Source organism: Mycoplana dimorpha, assembly GCF_003046475.1.
In the GTDB taxonomy this organism is placed as follows: Bacteria; Pseudomonadota; Alphaproteobacteria; order Rhizobiales; family Rhizobiaceae; genus Mycoplana; species Mycoplana dimorpha.
The window spans coordinates 13,939-33,014 of record NZ_PZZZ01000003.1; the positions used below are offsets into that span (position 1 = coordinate 13,939).

A 19,076-nucleotide genomic window follows, 5' to 3' on the forward strand; every position below is an offset into this window, starting at 1 on the left:
GCGCAGTCAGCGGCCCTCCCCGGCCGTCAGCCCTAGAGGATGTAGCGCGACAGATCGGTGTTGGAGGCCAGCGCACCGACGTGCTTGCGCACGTATTCGGCGTCGATCGTCACCTGGTTGCCGGCCTTGTCCGGGGCCTCGAACGAAATCTCGTCGAGCACGCGTTCCATCACCGTCTGCAGGCGGCGGGCACCGATGTTTTCGACGTTCGCATTCAATTGCACGGCGACATCGGCCAGCGCGTCGATCGCGTCTTCGGTGAACTCCAGCGTCACTTGCTCCGTCTCCATCAGCGCCTTGTACTGGCGGATGAGGCTCGCCTCGGTTTCCGTCAGGATACGGCGGAAATCCTCCTTGGTCAGCGCGCGGAGCTCGACGCGGATCGGCAGCCGGCCCTGCAGCTCCGGCAGGAGGTCGGAAGGCTTGGAGACGTGGAAGGCGCCCGAGGCGATGAAGAGGATGTGGTCGGTCTTGACCGGCCCGTACTTCGTCGCGACCGTCGTGCCCTCGACCAACGGCAGCAGGTCGCGCTGCACGCCCTCGCGGGAGACGCCGGCACCGATGCCGCCCTCGCGCGCGGCGATCTTGTCGATCTCGTCCAGGAAGACGATACCGTCGTCCTCGACCGACTTCACGGCCTCCCGCTGGATCTGCTCGTTGTCGAGCAGCTTGTCGGATTCGTCGGCGATCAGCAGCTTGTATGAGTCCTTTACGGTCGTCTTGACCTTCTTGGTACGGCCGCCCATCGCCTTGCCGAACATCTCCGATAGGTTCAGCACGCCGACATTGGCGCCCGGCATACCGGGGATCTCGAAGCCGGGCAGTCCGCCGCCGGTATCGGCGACGTCGATTTCGATCTCCTTGTCGTCGAGTTCGTTGTTGCGCAGCTTCTTGCGGAAGGAATCGCGCGTCGCCGGCGAAGCGGTCGCGCCGACAAGGGCGTCGAGCACGCGCTCCTCCGCATTCATATGCGCCTTCGCCACCACCTCGGCACGCTTCTTCTCGCGCACCAGGCCGATGCCGATCTCCACGAGGTCGCGCACGATCTGCTCGACATCGCGGCCGACATAGCCGACCTCGGTGAACTTCGTCGCCTCGACCTTGACGAACGGCGCGCCGGCGAGCTTGGCAAGACGCCGGGAAATCTCGGTCTTGCCGACACCGGTCGGTCCGATCATCAGGATGTTCTTCGGCATGACCTCGTCGCGCAGGTCGTCGTCCAGCTGCTGGCGGCGCCAGCGGTTGCGAAGGGCGATCGCCACGGCGCGCTTGGCGTCCTTCTGGCCGATGATGTAGCGGTCCAGTTCGGAGACGATCTCGCGGGGGGAAAAGTTAGTCATCTCGTTCTCGCCTTCGGGCCCGGTCCCGGGCCATCATCAGCGCCGGGCCGTCCTCTGTCTGTCGTTGATCAAAAACACGGAAACCCGCCTTCTCATAGGCCCGGATCGCCGGTCTGTTGTCGGGGTGCGGGTCGATGATGATCCGCTCCACCCCCTGTTCGAAAAGGCCTGCGACGAAAGCCTCTATCATCTGCGGTCCGAGGCCCCGGCCGATATGTGATCGCGGCCCGATGAACTGATCGATGCCGACCGTGCCGGCCGGCTGGTCTCCGTAAGGATGCTCCGGCCCGTCGACCACGTAGCTCTGGATGTAGCCGATCGGTTCGCCATCGAGCAGGACCAGATAGGGGTTCACCAGGGGATCGCTGAAATGTCCGCGGATTTCCTCCGCCTCGACCTCCGGTTCGCCCCACCAGCGCCGCACATGGGGTTCAGCCAGCCAGCGCAGCAGAAGCGGAAGGTCCGCCTCCGTCACGGGCCGAAAGACGAACATCTCAGCGCTCTGCCTCGAGCGTCTCGACCACGATATTCTGGTTCGTGTATACGCAGATGTCGCCGGCGATCTGCATGGCGCGCCTTGCGATCTCCTCGGCCGACTTGTCGGTGTCCATCAGCGCGCGTGCCGCCGCATAGGCATAGTTGCCGCCGGAGCCGATCGCGAGCGTGCCGTGCTCGGGTTCCAGCACATCGCCATTGCCGGTGATCGCCAGCGTGATCGACTTGTCGGCGACCAGCATCATCGCCTCCAGATTGCGCAGGTACTTGTTGGTCCGCCAGTCCTTGGCAAGCTCGACCGCCGCCCGCATCAGCTGGTCGGGATACTGTTCGAGCTTCTCCTCCAGGCGCTCCAGCAGCGTGAAGGCATCGGCGGTGGCACCCGCGAAGCCGGCGATCACGTCGCCCTTGCCGATGCGGCGCACCTTGCGCGCATTGCCCTTCATTACCGTCTGGCCGAGGCTCACCTGGCCGTCACCCGCCATCACCACCATGCCGCCCTTGCGGACGGTGATGATCGTCGTGGCATGCATCGTTCCATAGGGATCGTGTTCGCTCATAGACACACCTTGATTTCCGCACCCGCCGAAGCCGGGTCTGCGCCGCCCGCAGCGGGCCGGCCTTCTTGTCTCCTATGTAGGCGGCGGAACCGCAAATGCAATCGGCGGTGCGACTGCGGTTCCGGCAATGCTGGCGTTTTCTCCATTCGCCTGTTATGGGACGGCTAACACTTCTAAGATCACCCGAGTGGGTCCCATACATGAGCCGCAAAGCCACCATTTCCCGCACGACGAACGAGACCGCTATCTCCGTGAGCGTCGATATCGACGGCACCGGCACGTCGAAGATCGCGACGGGCGTGGGCTTCTTCGACCACATGCTGGAGCAGCTTTCCCGCCATTCGCTGATCGACATGGAGATCGAGACGAAGGGCGACCTGCACATCGACGACCACCACACCGTCGAGGACACGGGTATCGCAATCGGGCAGGCGATTGCAAAGGCGCTCGGCGACCGGCGCGGCATCACCCGCTACGCCTCGCTCGACCTCGCCATGGACGAGACGATGACGCGCGCGGCGGTCGATGTTTCCGGCCGTCCCTTCCTGGTCTGGAACGTCGCCTTCTCGGCGCCGAAGATCGGCACCTTCGACACGGAGCTGGTGCGGGAGTTCTTCCAGGCTCTGGCCCAGAACGCGGGGATCACGCTGCACATCCAGAACATCTACGGCGCCAACAATCATCATATCGCCGAGACCTGCTTCAAATCCGTCGCCCGGGTGCTGCGCACAGCAACCGAAATCGATCCCCGCCAGCAAGGCCGTATCCCTTCGACCAAGGGCTCGCTTGCCTGACCGGCAGACCGGCAGGAACACCCACGTTGACCGCGTCTTTCCTGATCCTGACCCCGCCCGGCGAACCCGCTGCGACTGAGAGCGCCGCCTTCGTCCGCGACGGCTTCCGCTGGACGGCATTCTTCTTCCCGGCGCTGTGGCTGCTTGCACACCGGCTGTGGCTCTGGGGTGCGATAGCGCTGGCACTGCAAATCGCCGCCACGGTCCTGACGGGATCGCCCGGGCTCGAACTCGCTGGATGGACGCTGGCGCTGACTGTTTCCGTCCTGACGGCCCTGGAAGGACCCTACGCGCTCGCCCGTGCCCGGGAGGCCTCCGACTGGACGCTGCGGTCGGTCATCACCGCGCGCGATCTCGAGACGGCCGAGCATATCTACTACAGCGAGCATGCGCCGCCGGAGAAGCCCGCGGCTTACGCCCTGCCCGCTTCTGACACTTCCTCGAAGGCCGCCCCTCCGCCCGCGATCGGCCTTCTCGGCTACGACGGAGACTGACCATGCGCGTGGCAATCATCGACTATGGCTCGGGCAATCTGCGCTCCGCCACCAAGGCCTTCGAGCGCGCCGCCCGCGAGGCCGGCATTGCGGCGGAGATCGACCTCACCGATCGGCCTGAGCGCGTCGCCGCCGCCGACCGCATCGTTCTGCCCGGCGTCGGTGCCTACGCCGACTGCCGACGCGGACTCGATACGGTGCCCGGCATGGTGGACGCCCTGCGGGAAGCCGTCGAAGCCGGCGGCCGCCCCTTCCTCGGCATCTGCGTCGGCATGCAGCTGATGTCCTCGCGCGGCCTCGAAAAGACCGTGACGCAGGGGCTGGGGTGGATCGACGGTGACGTGGTCCCGATGAAGCCTGACAATCCGCAGCTCAAGATTCCGCAGATCGGCTGGAACACGCTGCAACTGAAGCGCGAGCACCCGCTCTTTGCCGGCATCCGTACCGGCGACGACGGCCTGCACGCCTATTTCGTCCATTCCTACCATCTCGCGGCTGCCAAAGCCGAAGACGTGATCGCGACGGTAGACTATGGCGGACCGATGACCACCTTCGTCGCCCGTGACAACAAGGCCGGCGCGCAGTTCCATCCCGAAAAGAGCCAAGCGCTCGGCCTTGCCCTGATCACCAATTTCCTGCGCTGGAAGCCCTGACCTTCCGCGCCCACCGAACGGACGACAAGAATGATCCTCTTTCCCGCCATCGACCTGAAGGACGGCCAGTGCGTCCGCCTGAAGCTCGGCGACATGGACCAGGCGACGGTCTACAACCCCGACCCGGCAGCCCAGGCGAAAGCCTTCGAGGACCAGGGTTTTGAGTGGCTGCACGTGGTTGACCTCAACGGTGCCTTTGCCGGCGAGAGCATGAACGGTGCTGCCGTCGACGCGATCCTAAAGGCGACGAAGAACCCGGTTCAGCTCGGCGGCGGCATCCGCACGCTGGAGCATATCGAGAGCTGGCTGTCACGGGGGCTCGCCCGGGTCATCCTCGGCACCGTTGCCGTGCGCGATCCCGCCCTCGTGGTCGAGGCCTGCCGCACATTCCCGGGCAAGGTCGCCGTCGGCATCGATGCCAAGGGCGGCAAGGTCGCCGTCGAAGGCTGGGCTGAAGCCTCGGAGCTCGGGGTGATCGAGCTTGCCAGGAAGTTCGAGGGCGCCGGCGTCGCCGCCATCATCTACACCGACATCGACCGCGACGGCATCCTAGCGGGCATCAACTGGGCCTCCACGCTGGAACTCGCCGATGCGGTCTCGATTCCCGTGATCGCCTCCGGCGGGCTGGCTTCGCTGGACGATATTCGCCGGATGCTGGAGCCCGATGCTGCAAAACTGGAAGGTGCGATTTCGGGGCGCGCGCTTTATGATGGGCGCATTGATCCGAAGGAGGCGCTGGCCCTGATCCGCGCCGCGAAAGGACAAGCGCAATGACGCTCAAGGCCCGCGACATCCCCTGCCCGGACGTCAAGGACAGGCCGCGCCGCCCGCAGCCGCACTACGGCAAGGAGGCGCCAATGCAAAAGAAGGAGGCCGTCCTTTGACCTTGAAAGCTCGCGTCATCCCCTGCCTGGACGTAAAGGACGGTCGTGTCGTCAAGGGCGTCAGCTTCGTCAACCTGGTCGACGCCGGCGACCCGGTGGAATCGGCCAAGGCCTATGACGCCGCCGGTGCCGATGAGCTCTGCTTCCTCGACATCACCGCCTCCTCCGACAACCGCGACACGATCTTCGACGTCGTGGCGCGCACGGCCGACCACTGCTTCATGCCGCTGACGGTTGGCGGGGGCGTGCGCAGCATTGCCGACATCCGCAAACTCTTGCTTGCCGGCGCCGACAAGGTCTCGATCAACTCGGCCGCCGTGAACAATCCGGATTTCGTCGCCGAGGCCGCCGACAAGTTCGGCAACCAGTGCATCGTCGTCTCGATCGATTCGAAAAAGGTTTCGCAGGACGGCGAGGAGGATCGCTGGGAAATCTTCACCCACGGGGGGCGGCAGGCGACCGGCATCGATGCGGTCAGCTTTGCCGAGAAGATGGTCCAGCGCGGAGCGGGAGAACTGCTCCTCACCTCAATGGACCGCGACGGCCAGAAGAGCGGCTACGACATCGCGCTGACGCGCACCATCGCCGACCGGGTTTCGGTGCCGGTGATCGCCTCGGGGGGCGTCGGCACCCTCGACCATCTCGTCGAAGGCATCCGCGACGGACATGCGACCGCCGTGCTGGCCGCTTCGATCTTCCACTTCGGCACCTACACCGTCGGCGAGGCCAAGCGTTACATGGCCGAGCACGGCATCGCCATGCGGCTCGACTGAGCGGAAAGGCAGGCCCTTTGATGAGCGACTTCACCCTGGCCGATCTGGAGCGGATCGTCGCCGCGCGCGCCGGCGCGTCGCCGGACGAATCCTGGACCGCCCGGCTTGCCGCCGCCGGCCAGCCGAGAGCAGCCAAGAAGCTCGGCGAAGAGGCGGTCGAAACCGTCATCGCCGCGATCGAGGGCGACCGCACCGCGCTGGTCAGCGAGACCGCCGACCTTCTCTATCACCTGATGGTGGTGCTGCGGATCGGCGGCGTCGGACTGGCCGAGGTCATGCAGGAACTCGAACGGCGTACCGGGCAGTCCGGCATCGCCGAGAAGGCGGGCCGGCCGCAATGACCGCACCGTCCCTTCGCGCTCAGATCCAGGCGGACATCCCAGACAACTACGGCCAGACCCGCTACTCCCCCTATCGCTTCTTCTCGGCCGAAGAGTGGGCGCAGTTCCGGGCGGATACGCCGCTGACGCTGACGGCGGACGAGGTGCGGCGGCTGCGCTCGCTGAACGACCCTGTCGATCTCGACGAGGTGCGCCGCATCTACCTGTCGCTGTCGCGGCTGCTCTCGGCGCACGTCGAATCCTCGCAACTGCTGTTCGAGCAGCGCAAGCACTTTCTCAGCCTTTCGGACGAGACGAAGACGCCGTTCGTGATCGGTATCGCCGGGTCCGTCGCCGTCGGCAAGTCGACCACCGCGCGCATTCTCGCCGAATTACTATCGCGCTGGCCATCGAGCCCGAAAGTGGATCTCGTCACCACCGACGGCTTTCTCTATCCTAATGCGATCCTGACCCGCGAGAACCTGATGGAGCGCAAGGGCTTCCCGGAGAGCTACGATACCGGGGCGCTGCTGCGGTTCCTCTCCACCATCAAGGCAGGGCAGGCAAACGTCAGGGCGCCGACCTATTCGCACCTCACCTACGACGTGCAGCCGGACGCCTTCCAGATCATCGACCGGCCGGACATCCTGATCTTCGAGGGGATCAACGTGCTGCAGTCGCGCAGCCTGCCGGCCGATGGCAAGATCGTGCCGATGGTGTCCGATTTCTTCGACTTCTCGATCTACATCGACGCCGACGAGGAGCTGATTCACAACTGGTATGTCGAACGCTTCATGCGGCTGCGCGAAACCGCTTTCCAGAGGCCGGAGTCCTACTTCAACCGCTATGCCAAGGTCGACGAGACGGAAGCGCTCTTGATCGCCGAGGGCCTGTGGCGCGATATCAATCTGAAGAACCTGCGGCAGAACATCCTGCCGACCCGGCCGCGCGCCGACCTCATCCTGCAGAAGGGCAAGAACCATCTGGTGGAGACGGTAGCGCTTCGGAAGATCTGACCACCCGTCCGCCCCTATTTGCCGCTCCTCCTCAGGGCGTCACGCGGCGCAGCGTCAGATTGATCCGGCCACCGTTGCGCAGCAGCGTCGAGGTGCCGGGGTAGACCCGGTCGACGCCATGGAAGCTCAGCCGGCTTTCGCCGCCAAGGACGACCACGTCGCCACTGGACAGACGAAACGATCGCGTCGGCGCACCATGTGCGGTGCCGCCAATGCGGAATAGGCACTGGTCGCCAAGCGACACCGAAACAACCGGCGCCTCGAATGTGCGCTCGTCGCGGTCCTGGTGAAGGCCCATCTTTGCCTCACCCTCATAAAAATTGACGAGGCATGCCTCCGGCGGCTGCGGGTAGCCGGAGACCTCCTGCCAAAGGCGCAGCAGCACCGGCGGGATCGGCGGCCATGGTAGGCCGGTCACCGGATGCAGTTCCTGATAGCGATACCCGCGGTCTTGATCCGTCACCCAGCCGAGCGTGCCGCAGTTGGTCATCCGCACCGACATCGGCTTGCCGGTCTTCGGCATCCGCGGCACAAAGAGCGGCGCCGCAGCCACCACGGCCCGAATCTCGTCGACCATCGCCTCCTGCGCCAATCGGTCCAGGTATTCTGGCAGGTAGCGGAACCCTGCGGGAAGCTCGTGCACGGCGATTGTCCTTTTCAATTTGCGGCCGAAGCAGCCGAAGGCTTCAATGAGCTTCGGCTGCGCAACACCTCGCGCGGACAATCTTGTCCGGTTCAAACCGCATAGGGGCGATTGACCTCGAAGATCCGGGCGTGTTTGGCGCCACCTGCTTGCCATCGGCCCTTCTTCATCGGCCTCTAAGGTTATGGACGGTGAGAATGACCGGCCGTGCGGCGGTTCAAGGTGGTGGGCCTTGCCTGTCACTCGGCCGTCGGCTTGCCCCGCATTCGCTTCACGTCCGAACGGCCGGCCTTGGCCTTCAGCCGCCGTTCGACCGCCCCTTTCGACGGTCGGGTCTTCTTGCGCGGCGGCGGCGGCGGCTCCGCCGCCTCGAGCAGCAGGGCCTTCAGCCGCTCGCGCGCATCCTCCCTGTTCCGCTCCTGGCTGCGGAAGCGGTTGGCCTCGATCATCAGCACGCCGTCCTTGGAGAGGCGTCGGCCGGCGATTTTAGTTGCATTGGCCTTGATCCGCTCGCTCAGCGACGGCGAATTGCGCAGATCGAAGTACAGCTGAACTGCCGTCGAAACCTTGTTGACGTTCTGCCCGCCGGGACCGCCGGCCAGCACAAACTGCTCGGTCAGTTCCCAGCCGGCGATGACGATGGAGCCTTTGATGGGGAGCGGATCGCTGGCCATGGATTTATCCTCGTTAGGTTTCCTGCATAGCGCAGGCTCCAAGGAATCGGAAACCCGCATTCTGCGAGCCGTTCCGTTGCCAATCGGCCCATCACCGACCACGAAAAAACCCGGCCGGAGCCGGGTTTCACGTGAATCATCCAATGGCGGGGCTGTTATTCGGCTGCGACCCGAAAGCCCGGCGCCGCTTCGCGGACGCCCCCCTCGACATGGTCCTCGAACTTGGCGAAGTTGGCGACGAACATTTCGACCAGCTTGCGTGCCTGCTTGTCGTAGGCCGCCCCGTCAGACCAGGTCGAGCGCGGGTCGAGGATCTTGGTGTCGACGTTCGGAACCGAGACCGGCACCTCGAAGCCGAAATTGTCGTCGCGGCGGAACAGTGCGCCGTTCAGCGAGCCGTCGAGGGCGGCCGACAGCAGGGCCCGCGTCGCCTTGATCGGCATGCGGCGACCTTCGCCATAGGCCCCACCGGTCCAGCCGGTATTGACCAGCCAGCAGGTGACGCCGTGCTCGGCGATCAGCTTCTTCAGCAGGTTGCCGTACTCGGCCGGATGGCGCGGCATGAACGGGGCGCCGAAACAGGTGGAGAAGGTCGCCTCCGGCTCGGTGACGCCACGCTCGGTGCCGGCGACCTTGGCGGTGTAGCCGGAGAGGAAGTGATACATCGCCTGGTCCGGCGTCAGCCGTGCGATCGGCGGCATCACGCCGAATGCGTCGGCCGTCAGCATGATGATCGTCTTCGGGTGCCCTGCCCGGCCGGTCTCGCTGGCATTCGGGATGAAGTGCAGCGGGTAGGCGCAGCGCGTGTTTTCGGTCAGCGAGCCGTCGTCGAAGTCCGGCACGCCGTTGGCGTCGAGCACGACGTTCTCCAGAACGGTGCCGAAGCGCTGCGTCGTGGCGTAGATCTCCGGCTCGGCCTCGGCCGAAAGCCGGATGGTCTTGGCGTAGCAGCCGCCCTCAAAGTTGAAGATGCCGTTCTCGCCCCAGCCATGCTCGTCGTCGCCGATGAGCGTGCGGTTCGGATCGGCCGAAAGCGTCGTCTTGCCGGTGCCGGAAAGGCCGAAGAAGACAGCCGCGTCGCCGGCGGGCCCAACGTTGGCCGAGCAATGCATGGGCATGACGTTGCGGGCCGGCAGCAGGTAGTTCAGCGCCGTGAACACGGACTTCTTCATCTCGCCGGCGTAATAGGTGCCGGCGATCAGGATGAGGCCGTTGGTCAGGTCGCAGGCGATCATCGTTTCGGTGCGCGCGCCATGCCGGACCGGATCGGCCTTGAAGGTCGGCAGGTCGATGATCGTCAGCTTCGGCAGGAAGCTGTCGAGCGCTTCGCGCGCCGGGCGGATCAGCAGGTTACGGATGAACAGCGAATGCCATGCGAGTTCCGTCACCACGCGGGTCGGCAGCGCATAGTCGCTGTCGGCACCGCCGATCAGGTCCTGGACGAACAGATCCTTGCCGGCCGCATGCGCCAGCATGTCCTGGCGCAGCGCCTCGAAATGCGCCGGCGACAGTTCCTTGTTGTTGTCCCACCAGATCTGGTCGGCCGTGTTCTCGTCGCGCACGACGAACTTGTCCTTCGGCGAGCGGCCGGTGTGCTGGCCGGTCAGGGCGCGCAGCGCGCCATGGGCCGTCTTGACGGCTTCCCCGCGCCCGAGCGCCTGCTCGTAGAGGTCGACTTCGGTGAAGTTATAGTGGACCGTGCCGGTGTCCTTGAAGCCGATCTTTTCGAGCCCATAAGAGGGATTGCGAGAGCCCAGTTCCTTCATGGCCCAGTTTTCCTTCGCGTTTTGGGAGAGGGGAATTTCTTCGAAAACTAATCTTTGTAGCGCCAGAAGACAAGGGGCCGCTCAAAATATCTCAATAATATCAGTATATTAATCGATTAAACAATTTCATTGACGTTTAAATCGTTTAGAAAATCGATTGAAATCGCGCATCCTGATTGCCTGCGGCAAGCCGACCCATTGCGCCGAAACCCGCTTTGCCACAATTTGTTCCACCTTTATACCCAAAGGAAGCGCAGCAGATTTCCGGGCCCCGGACATGTCTAGGACAAAGCGAGGCGCACATGACCATGGAGACAAGCAGGATGCAGACCATTGCGCTGGTGGACGACGACAGGAACATTCTGACGTCGGTCTCGATCGCGCTCGAGGCTGAAGGCTACCGGGTCGAGACCTACACCGACGGCGCGTCGGCGCTCGACGGGCTCCTCGCCCGTCCGCCGCAGCTTGCCATTTTCGACATCAAGATGCCCCGCATGGACGGCATGGAACTGCTGCGTCGGCTGCGGCAGAAATCCGACCTGCCGGTGATCTTCCTGACCTCGAAGGACGAGGAGATCGACGAGCTCTTCGGCCTGAAGATGGGCGCCGACGACTTCATCACCAAGCCGTTCTCCCAGCGCCTGCTGGTCGAGCGCGTCAAGGCGGTGCTGCGCCGCGCCTCGAGCCGCGAGGCAGCCGCGGCAGGTTCCGCCCCCTCGGCCAAGCCCGGCGACGTGCAGGCCCGATCGCTCGAACGCGGCCAGCTGTCGATGGACCAGGAACGCCACACCTGCACATGGAAGGGCGAGCCCGTCACCTTAACGGTGACCGAATTCCTCATCCTGCACGCACTCGCGCAGCGCCCCGGCGTGGTGAAGAGCCGCGACTCGCTGATGGATGCCGCCTATGACGAGCAGGTCTATGTCGACGACCGGACGATCGACAGCCACATCAAGCGGCTGCGCAAGAAGTTCAAGATGGTCGACGCCGACTTCGACATGATCGAAACGCTCTACGGGGTCGGGTACCGGTTCCGCGAAACGGCCTAATCGGTCGGGAAGCACCCGAAACGCCGCGCCGGGCGCGATTTTGCTTGCATCACCACCGGCGGCAGTGGCATCCCAGCCGGTACGGAGGCGGCCGGGCGCCGTTGGAAACAAGTGACCGCTTTGCCACAGAACACGCTGGACAGGGAATTGGACGACCAGGACGGCCGCCCGACCCGCCGGCCTGCGCGCCTCTACTGGACCTATCCGTTCAAGCTGATCCGCCGCATCTTCGGCAATGCGGTGTTCTCCAGCCTGACCCGGCGCATCCTCTTCTTCAACCTCGTCGCACTGGTCGTCCTGGTCGCCGGCATTCTCTACCTGAACCAGTTCCGGGAGGGGCTGATCGATGCGCGCGTCGAAAGCCTTCTGACGCAGGGCGAGATCATCGCCGGCGCCATCTCCGCCTCGGCCTCCGTCGACACCAACTCGATTACCATCGAGCCGGAGAAGCTCCTGGAACTGCAGGCCGGCCAGAGCATAACGCCGCTGCCCAATGACGAGGACCTGGAGTTTCCGATCAACCCTGAACGCGTCGCCCCGGTGTTGCGGCGGCTGATCTCACCGACCCGGACGCGGGCGCGCATCTATGACACCGACGCCAACCTGCTGCTCGATTCACGCCATCTCTATACGCAAGGCCAGGTGCTGCGCTTCGAGCTTCCGCCCGTCGAGCCGGAGGAAGCCTCCCTGTTTGACCGCTTCAATGCCTGGTTCAACCGCATCCTGCAGCCGGGCAACCTGCCCGAGTACAAGGAGGCGCCGGGCGGTGACGGTTCGATCTATCCGGAAGTGATGAATGCGCTGACGGGTGTGCGGGGCGCGGTGGTCCGCGTCAACGACAAGGGCGAACTGATCGTCTCGGTGGCCGTGCCCGTCCAGCGCTTCCGCGCCGTGCTCGGGGTGCTGCTGCTGTCCACCCAGGCCGGCGACATCGACAAGATCGTTCATGCCGAGCGTCTGGCCATCATGCGCGTGTTCGGCGTCGCCGCGCTCGGTAACGTGTTCCTGTCGCTGCTTCTGTCGAGCACGATCGCCAATCCGTTGCGCCGGCTGTCAGCCGCGGCGATCCGGGTGCGACGGGGCGGAGCCAAGGAGCGCGAGGAGATTCCCGACTTCTCCTCCCGGCAAGACGAGATCGGTAATCTTTCGGTGGCGGTGCGGGAGATGACCACCGCCCTCTACGACCGCGTCGATGCGATCGAGAGCTTCGCCGCCGACGTCAGCCATGAGTTGAAGAACCCGCTGACCTCGCTGCGCAGTGCGGTCGAGACGCTGCCGCTGGCGCGCACCGACGATTCGAAGAAGCGGCTGATGGACATCATCCAGCACGACGTCCGCCGGCTCGACCGGCTGATCAGCGACATTTCCGACGCGTCGCGCCTCGATGCCGAGCTGGCCCGCAGCGACGCCAAGACGGTTGACCTCGAAAAGGTGCTCGGCGACCTCGTCGACATCTCCCGCCAGGTGCGGAGCAACAAGAAGCCGGTCATCCTCGATTTCGTCGTCGACCGCAACGACAACCCCAAGGCACGCTTCGACGTCAGCGGGTATGAATTGCGCATCGGCCAGATCATTACCAACCTGATCGAGAACGCCCGTTCCTTCGTGCCCGACCAGGGTGGGCGGATCGTCGTGCGGCTTTCGAACGGGCGCAACGGCCAGCGGATCGTCAAGGTGGAGGACAACGGGCCTGGAATCCCGGGGGAAGACATCGACCGTATCTTCGAGCGCTTCTACACCGATCGCCCGGACAGCGAAGGCTTCGGCCAGAATTCCGGGCTGGGCCTCTCGATCTCGCGGCAGATCGCCGAGGCACATGGCGGCACATTGAAGGCGGAGAACATCATCGACCGCAGCACCGGCGAGATCAAGGGCGCGCGCTTCATCCTCTCGCTGCCGGCCGGACGGACACAATGAGCAACGGTGTCAACGTCCATGGCACGGCGATCGTCATCGGCACCACCGGGCTGATTTTCCTCGGACCCTCCGGATCCGGCAAAACGGCGGCGGCCCTACACTGCATCGGCCGCGCGCGCGAGCGCGGGCTGTTTTCGGCGCTGATCGCCGACGACCAGGTCCTCCTCAAGGCAGCCTCTGGCAGCATCGTGGCCAGCGCGCCAACAGCGATCGAGGGCCTGGCGGAGGTGCGCGGCTCCGGCATCATCGCAGTCGAGCCCGTTCCCTGCGCCATCCTCCACCATGCCGTCCGGCCGGTCCGCCCGCCCTTTCCGGACCGGATTGCTCCCGAAGGCGAAAGCTGCGAAATGCTGCCGGGGCATAGGCTTGCCGTGGCCCGGCTGCCGATCGATGACGGCTACGATTGTTTTGATCGCCTGGCGCTTTTGCTGCCGTTTGTGCTCCGAAACTAGCGCGGACAGCGGGCGAACGGCCCGGCGCGGGGCATTTTTAGCTTGCACTCGGGCTTTTCATGGATATGATGACCTCCCCGGCGGTAGACGTCTCTTTCGCAGCGCGGTATGGGCGGCGGCCGTAATCTGGGCAATTGGAGCTGTGCATATCATGATCGGACTGGTGCTTGTCACCCATGGCAAGCTGGCGGAGGAATTCCGTCTCGCGCTCGAGCATGTCGTGGGGCCGCAAGAGGCGATCGAGACTGTCTGCATCGGCCCGGAAGACGACATGGACCAGCGGCGCCAGGATGTGCTGGATGCGGCAAGGCGCGCCGACCGCGGCCACGGCGTCATCATCCTGACCGACATGTTCGGGGGCACACCCTCCAACCTCGCCATTTCCGTGATGAGCGCCGGCACGATCGAGGTCATCGCCGGAGTGAACCTGCCGATGCTGATTAAGCTGGCTGGGGTGCGCAACGACGGCGACATGGAGCGCGCTCTGGTCGAGGCCTCGGAAGCCGGACGCAAGTACATCAATGTCGCAAGTCGAGTGTTGAGCGGTAAATGATATGGATGCGTCCAACTCCACGCACGGTCCGGCCATGACTGCCTGCAAGGACCTCCTGATCGTCAACAAGCGCGGCCTGCACGCCCGCGCCTCGGCGAAATTCGTCCAGACCGTCGACGGCTTCGACGCCGAGGTGACCGTCTCGAAGGACGGCATGACCGTCGGCGGAACCTCGATCATGGGTCTGATGATGCTCGCCGCAAGTCCCGGCTGCTCGGTGCAGGTGACGGCCACCGGGCCTCAGGCGACAGAGGTTCTCGCCGCTCTGGAGGCGCTCGTCGCCAATCGGTTCGGCGAGGAAATCTAGCCGCGACCAAACATAAAGATATAAAGACCTCTTTATATCCCCGTTGCTCCCTTGCGTGTTTCCTGATACAGCTGCGCCCACTTGCGGGTGGGGCGGGGCCCCCTTCCATTTACGCCGGATAACCGGCTTCGCGGCATGATAATTCATCTGGAGAAACGCATGAGCAACACCAAGGACTACCATGTTGCCGACATCGGCCTTGCCGACTTCGGGCGCAAGGAAATCGCCATTGCCGAAACCGAAATGCCTGGCCTGATGGCCTGCCGCGAGGAGTTCGGCACTGCCAAGCCCTTGACGGGCGCGCGGATTACCGGTTCGCTTCACATGACCATCCAAACGGCCGTGCTGATCGAGACGCTCGTGGCGCTCGGCGCCGAGGTCCGCTGGGCATCGTGCAACATCTTCTCCACCCAGGACCATGCGGCTGCCGCAATCGCTGCCGCCGGCATTCCGGTCTTCGCCGTCAAGGGCGAGACGCTCGAGGAGTACTGGACCTACACCGATCAGATCTTCCAGTGGGCCGATGGCGGTCTCTCCAACATGATCCTCGATGATGGCGGTGACGCCACCATGTATATCCTGCTCGGCGCCCGCGCCGAGGCCGGCGAGGATGTGCTTTCCAATCCGGGCTCCGAAGAGGAAGAGATCCTGTTCGCCCAGATCAGGAAGCGGCTGAAGGCCTCGCCCGGCTGGTTCACCAGGCAGCGCGACGCCATCAAGGGCGTTACCGAAGAGACGACCACCGGCGTCAACCGCCTCTACCAGCTGCAGCAGAAAGGCCTGCTGCCGTTCCCGGCCATCAACGTCAACGACTCGGTCACCAAGTCGAAGTTCGACAACAAGTATGGCTGCAAGGAATCGCTGGTGGACGGCATCCGCCGCGGCACCGACGTGATGATGGCAGGCAAGGTTGCGGTGGTCTGCGGCTACGGCGATGTCGGCAAGGGCTCGGCCGCCTCGCTGCGCGGCGCCGGCGCCCGCGTCAAGGTCACCGAAATCGACCCGATCTGCGCCCTGCAGGCGGCGATGGACGGCTTCGAGGTCGTGCAGCTCGAGGATGTCGTTTCCTCGGCCGACATCTTCATCACGACCACCGGCAACAAGGACGTCATCCGCGTCGAGCACATGCGCGAGATGAAGGACATGGCGATCGTCGGCAACATCGGCCACTTCGACAACGAGATCCAGGTCGCAGCCTTGCGGAACCTCAAGTGGACGAACATCAAGCCGCAGGTCGACATGATCGAGTTCCCCAGGGGCAACCGCATGATCCTGCTGTCTGAAGGCCGCCTGCTGAACCTCGGCAACGCGACCGGACATCCGTCCTTCGTGATGTCGGCTTCGTTCTCCAACCAGGTGTTGGCCCAGATCGAACTGTTCACCGATACCGGCAAGTACAACAACGAGGTTTATGTGCTGCCGAAGCACCTCGACGAGAAGGTCGCCCGCCTCCACCTCGCCAAGCTCGGCGTGAAGCTGACGGCGCTTTCGGAGGAACAGGCTGCCTATATCGGCGTGAGCCCGCAGGGTCCCTTCAAGGCCGAACACTACCGGTACTGATCGTTACCCGACTTACCCACAACATTTAGTTGACCGCGCCCTTGACAAGGGCGCGGCTTCTTTTTTGCCAGCGTGGCTTTTCGCAGATTCCCTAAAGAAGTATGGTTATCTCGTTGATTCGACGCCGAGATGCGGACATGGAGCGCCGCACGTCCCTTGCACTGAAGGAGGGGCGCTCCCGAGCCATGCATCCGCCGCCAGCCTCCCGGGTTCAGTTTGGGGAGGCCGTGCGCGGGCGCCGGACATGGGATGTCTTGTCGATCAAGCGGCAAATGGACGGAGACATACCGGGGATGATGTCGGAACTGAAACGGGCGTCGTTGAATATCGCCGGACCTGTATGGTCGATCCTGGCGACGATCGCATCCGCGAGGCGCCACCACCGGCGGCGATTGCGGTGGCTCGCGGCCGGTACCGCCCTTTCCGCCTTCGCCGGTCCCGCTAATGCCCTCGACGGCGAACCGGCGGCGCGTATGCTCGGCTCCTCCGAGGTCATCAGCTTCGCGGTGCTTCTCGGGGTCGTGGCCGCCGCACTCTTTTCCGCCATCTGGATGATCCGACAGCGCGCAAGGCTGGAAGAGGAGAACCGCGTGTTGCGCGCCACGGTGTCCGACGCCCGGCACCGGAATGCCCGCCTGCAGGCGCTGATCAGCGACAAGAACCGGCGCATCATCGTGTGGGACGGCATGTCGCAGAAGCCGGAGGTTATCGGACATCTGCCGCCGGAAACCGGCGCACCACTTGCCGACAGCGAGTTCCTCGCGCTGGGCCGCTGGCTGACCCCGGGCTCGGCATCGGCGCTGGAGCGGGCGATCGAAGCGCTGCGGTCTCAGGCGCAGAGCTTCGATCTCATTATCGAAACAACCCGCAACGAGATCATGGAAGTGCAAGGCGGCGTGGCCGGCGGCCAGGCCTTCGTCCGTTTCGTGGCGCTCAACAACCTACGGCGGGAAGCGGCCGAACTGCAGCTCGAGCGCGATCGGCTGTTGCAATCGTTGAGCGTGCTGCAGAACCTGCTCGATTCACTCGATCTGCCGGTCTGGCAACGCTCGAGGGAAGGCACGCTCGTCTGGGCCAATGCCGCCTATGGCGAAGCCGTTGAGGCCCGTGATGCGCAGGAGGCAGTGCGCGAGGGGCGGGAGCTCCTGCCGGCGATCACGCGCGAAAAAATCAGCAGCACCAGCACCTTCGACACGCCGTTCCGCGACAAGGTCTCGACGGTCGTGCGCGGCATGCGCAGCTTCTTCGAGGTCGTCGATGCGCGTTGCCCGGCAGGATCCGCCGGCATGGCGCTCGACGTGTCGGACATCGAAGGCGTTCGCGAAGAACTGCAGCGGACGCTGAAGAGTCATGCCGAGACGCTCGACCATCTGGCAACGCCCGTCGCCATCTTCGATGGTGCACAGCGCCTGCAGTTCTACAACCAGGCCTTCCAGCGCCTCTGGGACCTCGACACCGCGTTCCTCGAAGGCAATCCGGATCACGGCGAGATGCTCGATCGGCTGAGAGCGGCCGCGAAGCTCCCTGAGCAACTCAACTGGCGGCAATGGAAAGAGAACGCTCTTTCCGTCTACCGCGCCATCGACACGCAGACCGACCTCTGGCACCTGCCGAACGGCCAGACGCTGAAGGTGTTCGCGACGGCACGCCCCCAGGGCGGCGCCACCTGGGTATTCGAGAACCTGACCGAGCGGGTCGATCTGGAAACGCGCTACAACACGCTCGTGCAGGTCCAGGACGAGACGATCGACCACCTTTCGGAGGGCGTTGCCGTGTTCGGGCCGGACGGGCGCATCCGCCTGTCGAACCCGGCCTTCCGGGCGCTGTGGGGCATCACCGAGACGCAGGCGCAGCCGGGGACCCATATCCGCGCCATCGAACAGGCCTGCGGACCGTCCTACGACGGCGCAGACGGCTGGAAGCGGTTCGGGCACATCATCACCAGCTTCGACGACGAGCGCCCGTCCTACCGGGGCGTCCTCGAGCTCAATACCGGCCTGGTGCTCGATTTCGCCGTGACCCCGCTCTCCAATGCCCAGACGATGCTGACCTTCGTCAACATCACGGACAGCGTGCGGGTGGAACGGGCCCTGACCGAGAAGAATGAGGCGCTGCGCAAGGCCGACGCGCTGAAGAACGATTTCGTCCAGCACGTATCCTATGAGCTGCGCTCGCCGCTGACGAACATCATCGGCTTTGCCGATCTCCTCAAGACGCCGACGATCGGCATGCTGAGCGAACGACAGGCCGAGTATGTCGATCATATCGCGACCTCGTCGGCCTTGCTGCTGACGATCGTCAACGACATTCTCGACCTTGCCACCGTCGACGCCGGCATCATGCAACTGGATCTTAGCGATATCGATCTTTCCGGCCTCCTCGACGACGTTGCGATGGAATTCGCCGACCGGCTGCAGGAAAGCCGCGTGACCCTCGAAATCGCAGCGCCCTCCCCTCTCGGGACGATCGTTGCAGATTATCATCGGCTCAAGCAGATCGTGGTCAAGCTGCTGACGAATGCGGCAAACTTCGCCCCGGAAGGCTCTTCGGTCGAACTGAAATGCTGGCGCGACGGGCAGGACCTGCTGTTCTCGGTTTCCGACAACGGCCCCGGAATTCCGAAGGACATGCTTCGCACCGTCTTCAACCGTTTCGAAAGCCACGGCCGTCGCGGCGGCGCCGGGCTCGGTCTTTCCATCGTCGAAAGCTTCGTCAGCCTCCACAACGGCACCGTGACGATCGACAGCCGCGAGGGTGAGGGAACACGCGTCACCTGCCGCATCCCATCGGGACCGATGCCGGCGATCGTTGCCGCGGAATAGGGCC

The 19,076-nt window shown here is 64.4% G+C and carries 20 protein-coding genes; 14 read left to right on the forward strand and 6 right to left on the reverse strand.

Going from position 1 to position 19,076, the window contains the following annotated elements; translation table 11 throughout:
* Window positions 1-32: 32 nt before the first annotated feature.
* From hslU to hslV, 3 genes are read right to left on the reverse strand one after another with little or no spacing between them, the layout of a single operon-like run.
* Entirely contained in the window at window positions 33-1,340 is a 1,308-nt protein-coding gene (gene hslU / locus C7449_RS07025; RefSeq protein WP_108002103.1) for an ATP-dependent protease ATPase subunit HslU, read from the reverse strand.
* The gene (locus C7449_RS07030; RefSeq protein ID WP_108002104.1) at window positions 1,333-1,833 is read right to left on the reverse strand and encodes a GNAT family N-acetyltransferase; all 501 of its coding nucleotides are present in this window, start codon (window positions 1,831-1,833) and stop codon (window positions 1,333-1,335) included. Before C7449_RS07030 ends, hslU begins: the two co-directional genes overlap by 8 nt.
* 1 nt (window position 1,834) lies before the next feature.
* Window positions 1,835-2,395 (reverse strand): ATP-dependent protease subunit HslV, encoded by a 561-nt coding sequence (hslV, locus tag C7449_RS07035; protein WP_108002105.1) that lies wholly within the window; start codon window positions 2,393-2,395, stop codon window positions 1,835-1,837.
* A 200-nt stretch (window positions 2,396-2,595) separates the two neighbouring features.
* Here hslV and hisB point away from each other — a divergent pair, with 200 nt between their 5' ends.
* From hisB to coaA, 7 genes are all read left to right on the forward strand, one after another.
* Window positions 2,596-3,189, forward strand: a complete 594-nt coding sequence (gene hisB, locus C7449_RS07040) for an imidazoleglycerol-phosphate dehydratase HisB (protein ID WP_108002106.1) — start codon at window positions 2,596-2,598, stop codon at window positions 3,187-3,189.
* A 26-nt stretch (window positions 3,190-3,215) separates the two neighbouring features.
* Window positions 3,216-3,683, forward strand: a complete 468-nt coding sequence (locus C7449_RS07045) for a DUF2628 domain-containing protein (RefSeq protein WP_170115820.1) — start codon at window positions 3,216-3,218, stop codon at window positions 3,681-3,683.
* A 2-nt stretch (window positions 3,684-3,685) separates the two neighbouring features.
* On the forward strand, window positions 3,686-4,336 hold the full coding sequence (gene hisH / locus C7449_RS07050; protein ID WP_108002107.1) for an imidazole glycerol phosphate synthase subunit HisH: 651 nt from the start codon (window positions 3,686-3,688) through the stop codon (window positions 4,334-4,336).
* Between the two features lie 30 nt (window positions 4,337-4,366).
* Complete coding sequence (gene hisA / locus C7449_RS07055) at window positions 4,367-5,110, forward strand: 1-(5-phosphoribosyl)-5-[(5-phosphoribosylamino)methylideneamino]imidazole-4-carboxamide isomerase (protein WP_108002108.1); 744 nt, start codon at window positions 4,367-4,369, stop codon at window positions 5,108-5,110.
* 106 nt (window positions 5,111-5,216) lie between these two features.
* Complete coding sequence (hisF, locus tag C7449_RS07060; protein WP_108002109.1) at window positions 5,217-5,993, forward strand: imidazole glycerol phosphate synthase subunit HisF; 777 nt, start codon at window positions 5,217-5,219, stop codon at window positions 5,991-5,993.
* Window positions 5,994-6,013: 20 nt separating this feature from the next.
* Entirely contained in the window at window positions 6,014-6,334 is a 321-nt protein-coding gene (locus C7449_RS07065) for a phosphoribosyl-ATP diphosphatase (protein WP_108002110.1), read from the forward strand.
* Complete coding sequence (gene coaA / locus C7449_RS07070) at window positions 6,331-7,329, forward strand: type I pantothenate kinase (protein ID WP_108002111.1); 999 nt, start codon at window positions 6,331-6,333, stop codon at window positions 7,327-7,329. Before C7449_RS07065 ends, coaA begins: the two co-directional genes overlap by 4 nt.
* A 31-nt stretch (window positions 7,330-7,360) precedes the next feature.
* On the opposite strand, the gene C7449_RS07075 is transcribed toward coaA, so the two are convergent.
* From C7449_RS07075 to C7449_RS07085, 3 genes are all read right to left on the reverse strand, one after another.
* The gene (locus C7449_RS07075; RefSeq protein WP_108002642.1) at window positions 7,361-7,972 is read right to left on the reverse strand and encodes an alpha-ketoglutarate-dependent dioxygenase AlkB family protein; all 612 of its coding nucleotides are present in this window, start codon (window positions 7,970-7,972) and stop codon (window positions 7,361-7,363) included.
* Window positions 7,973-8,211: 239 nt separating this feature from the next.
* The gene (gene arfB, locus C7449_RS07080) at window positions 8,212-8,646 is read right to left on the reverse strand and encodes an alternative ribosome rescue aminoacyl-tRNA hydrolase ArfB (protein ID WP_108002112.1); all 435 of its coding nucleotides are present in this window, start codon (window positions 8,644-8,646) and stop codon (window positions 8,212-8,214) included.
* Window positions 8,647-8,801: 155 nt separating this feature from the next.
* Complete coding sequence (locus tag C7449_RS07085) at window positions 8,802-10,412, reverse strand: phosphoenolpyruvate carboxykinase (RefSeq protein ID WP_108002113.1); 1,611 nt, start codon at window positions 10,410-10,412, stop codon at window positions 8,802-8,804.
* Window positions 10,413-10,735: 323 nt separating this feature from the next.
* Here C7449_RS07085 and C7449_RS07090 point away from each other — a divergent pair, with 323 nt between their 5' ends.
* From C7449_RS07090 to C7449_RS07120, 7 genes are all read left to right on the forward strand, one after another.
* A complete protein-coding gene (locus C7449_RS07090) occupies window positions 10,736-11,461 on the forward strand; it encodes a response regulator transcription factor (RefSeq protein WP_108002114.1) in 726 nt (241 codons plus the stop codon).
* Between the two features lie 147 nt (window positions 11,462-11,608).
* Complete coding sequence (locus tag C7449_RS07095; RefSeq protein WP_245414309.1) at window positions 11,609-13,378, forward strand: sensor histidine kinase; 1,770 nt, start codon at window positions 11,609-11,611, stop codon at window positions 13,376-13,378.
* Complete coding sequence (locus C7449_RS07100) at window positions 13,375-13,830, forward strand: HPr kinase/phosphorylase (protein WP_108002115.1); 456 nt, start codon at window positions 13,375-13,377, stop codon at window positions 13,828-13,830. Before C7449_RS07095 ends, C7449_RS07100 begins: the two co-directional genes overlap by 4 nt.
* 151 nt (window positions 13,831-13,981) lie before the next feature.
* Window positions 13,982-14,383 (forward strand): PTS sugar transporter subunit IIA, encoded by a 402-nt coding sequence (locus C7449_RS07105; RefSeq protein WP_108002644.1) that lies wholly within the window; start codon window positions 13,982-13,984, stop codon window positions 14,381-14,383.
* A 34-nt stretch (window positions 14,384-14,417) separates the two neighbouring features.
* The gene (locus tag C7449_RS07110; protein ID WP_108002645.1) at window positions 14,418-14,690 is read left to right on the forward strand and encodes an HPr family phosphocarrier protein; all 273 of its coding nucleotides are present in this window, start codon (window positions 14,418-14,420) and stop codon (window positions 14,688-14,690) included.
* Between the two features lie 159 nt (window positions 14,691-14,849).
* The gene (gene ahcY / locus C7449_RS07115; protein ID WP_108002116.1) at window positions 14,850-16,250 is read left to right on the forward strand and encodes an adenosylhomocysteinase; all 1,401 of its coding nucleotides are present in this window, start codon (window positions 14,850-14,852) and stop codon (window positions 16,248-16,250) included.
* Between the two features lie 296 nt (window positions 16,251-16,546).
* Window positions 16,547-19,072: a sensor histidine kinase gene (locus C7449_RS07120; RefSeq protein ID WP_108002646.1), complete on the forward strand. Its 2,526-nt coding sequence runs from the start codon at window positions 16,547-16,549 to the stop codon at window positions 19,070-19,072.
* The last annotated feature ends 4 nt before the right edge of the window (window positions 19,073-19,076 follow it).